The sequence below is a fragment of the Paenibacillus sp. ATY16 genome, assembly GCF_003399985.2.
In the GTDB taxonomy this organism is placed as follows: domain Bacteria; phylum Bacillota; class Bacilli; order Paenibacillales; family Paenibacillaceae; genus Pristimantibacillus; species Pristimantibacillus glycanilyticus.
In genome coordinates, this window is sequence record NZ_NMOK02000019.1 from 1 (window position 1) to 2,938 (window position 2,938).

At 53.7% G+C, this 2,938-nt stretch carries 1 rRNA gene; it reads right to left on the reverse strand.

The features are described from left to right. Positions 1 to 2,934 (reverse strand): 23S ribosomal RNA (locus tag CFI03_RS11355). Positions 2,935 to 2,938: the final 4 nt, after the last annotated feature.

Genomic DNA, 2,938 nt, shown 5'->3' on the forward strand with positions numbered 1-2,938 from the left:
TAGGATAAGCCCTCGACCGATTAGTATTCGTCAGCTCCACACATTGCTGTGCTTCCACCCCGAACCTATCAACCTCGTCGTCTTCAAGGGGTCTTACGAATTGGGAAATCTCATCTTGAGGGGGGCTTCACGCTTAGATGCTTTCAGCGCTTATCCCGTCCGTACTTGGCTACCCAGCGGTGCTCCTGGCGGAACAACTGGTACACCAGCGGTACGTCCATCCCGGTCCTCTCGTACTAAGGACAGCTCCTCTCAAATTTCCTGCGCCCGCGACAGATAGGGACCGAACTGTCTCACGACGTTCTGAACCCAGCTCGCGTACCGCTTTAATGGGCGAACAGCCCAACCCTTGGGACCTACTTCAGCCCCAGGATGCGATGAGCCGACATCGAGGTGCCAAACCTCCCCGTCGATGTGGACTCTTGGGGGAGATAAGCCTGTTATCCCCAGGGTAGCTTTTATCCGTTGAGCGATGGCCCTTCCATTCGGTACCACCGGATCACTAAGCCCGACTTTCGTCCCTGCTCGACTTGTTGGTCTCGCAGTCAAGCTCCCTTATGCCTTTGCACTCTCCGAATGATTTCCAACCATTCTGAGGGAACCTTTGGGCGCCTCCGTTACATTTTAGGAGGCGACCGCCCCAGTCAAACTGCCCACCTGACACGGTCCCTCTACCCGATTCAGGGTAGCAGGTTAGAACTCCGATACGATCAGGGTGGTATCCCAACGTCGCCTCCACACAAGCTGGCGCTCATGCTTCTCAGGCTCCCACCTATCCTGTACAGATCGTACCAAAGTCCAATATCAAGCTGCAGTAAAGCTCCATGGGGTCTTTCCGTCTTGTCGCGGGTAACCTGCATCTTCACAGGTATTAAAATTTCACCGGATCTCTCGTTGAGACAGCGCCCAAGTCGTTACGCCATTCGTGCGGGTCAGAATTTACCTGACAAGGAATTTCGCTACCTTAGGACCGTTATAGTTACGGCCGCCGTTTACTGGGGCTTCGGTTCACAGCTTCGGGTTACCCCTAACCGCTCCCCTTAACCTTCCAGCACCGGGCAGGCGTCAGCCCGTATACTTCGCCTTACGGCTTCGCACAGACCTGTGTTTTTGCTAAACAGTCGCTTGGGCCTTTTCACTGCGGCCCCCTCGGGCTATTCACCCTACCGAGGCACCCCTTCTCCCGAAGTTACGGGGTCATTTTGCCGAGTTCCTTAACGAGAGTTCTTCCGCGCGCCTTAGCATGCTCTGCTCGCCTACCTGTGTCGGTTTGCGGTACGGGCACCTTCACCTGGCTAGAGGCTTTTCTTGACAGCCGGAGTACATGACCTTCGCTACTGCAATTTTCGCTCCCCATCACAGCCTAGCTTACGCGAGTTGCGGATTTGCCTACAACTCTGCCTCACTGCTTGGACAGGCTATTCCATCAGCCTGCGTCACTGCCCTTCTGTGTCACCCCATTGCTCATAACGGTTTACGGTGGTACAGGAATTTCAACCTGTTGTCCTTCCACTACGCCTTTCGGCCTCGCGTTAGGTCCCGACTTACCCTGAGTGGACGAGCCTTCCTCAGGAACCCTTAGGCTTTCGGCGGACAAGATTCTCACTTGTCTTTTCGTTACTCATACCGGCATTCTCACTTGAATGCAGTCCACCAGTCCTTCCGGTCTGACTTCAATCCGCATTCAACGCTCCCCTACCCAAGTACCATAAGGTACATGCCATAGCTTCGGTGGTGTGTTTAGCCCCGTTACATTTTCGGCGCAGAGTCACTCGACCAGTGAGCTATTACGCACTCTTTAAATGGTGGCTGCTTCTAAGCCAACATCCTGGTTGTCTTTGCAACTCCACATCCTTTCCCACTTAACACACACTTGGGGACCTTAGCTGATGATCTGGGCTGTTTCCCTCTTGACAATGGATCTTAGCACTCACTGTCTGACTCCCGGTAAACATGTCTATGGCATTCGGAGTTTGACTGGACTTGGTAACCCTTGGCGGGCCCCGCACCCAATCAGTGCTCTACCTCCACGACACTCTTAACCGAGGCTAGCCCTAAAGCTATTTCGGGGAGAACCAGCTATCTCCGAGTTCGATTGGAATTTCTCCGCTACCCCCACCTCATCCCCGAATTTTTCAACATTCGTGGGTTCGGGCCTCCAGTGCGTGTTACCGCACCTTCACCCTGGACAGGGGTAGATCACACGGTTTCGGGTCTACGACCACGTACTATATTCGCCCTATTCAGACTCGCTTTCGCTGCGGCTCCGTCTTCCCGACTTAACCTTGCACGTGAACGTAACTCGCCGGTTCATTCTACAAAAGGCACGCCATCACCCTTTTAACGGGCTCTGACTTCTTGTAAGCGCACGGTTTCAGGTTCTTTTTCACTCCGCTCCCGCGGTGCTTTTCACCTTTCCCTCACGGTACTGCTTCACTATCGGTCACTAGGGAGTATTTAGCCTTGGCAGATGGTCCTGCCGGATTCCGACGGGGTTTCTCGTGTCCCGCCGTACTCAGGATCCGTCTCGGAGGCTGCAGATTTTCAAGTACAGGGCTTTTACCTTCTTTGGCGGGCCTTTCCAGACCTCTTCGTTTAATCTACAACTTTGTAACTCCATGTGAGACGTCCTACAACCCCAAGGAGCAAGCTCCTTGGTTTGGGCTAATCCGCGTTCGCTCGCCGCTACTGACGGAATCACTTTTGTTTTCTCTTCCTCAGGGTACTTAGATGTTTCAGTTCCCCTGGTGTGCCTCTTGTTAACCTATGTATTCAGTTAACAGTGACTGTCCATTACGACAGCCGGGTTTCCCCATTCGGACATCCCCGGATCAATGCGTGCTTACCGCTCCCCGAGGCAGTTTCGTTGTTCGCCACGTCCTTCTTCGGCTCCTAGTGCCTAGGCATCCTCCGTGCGCTCTTATTAGCTTAACCTAAT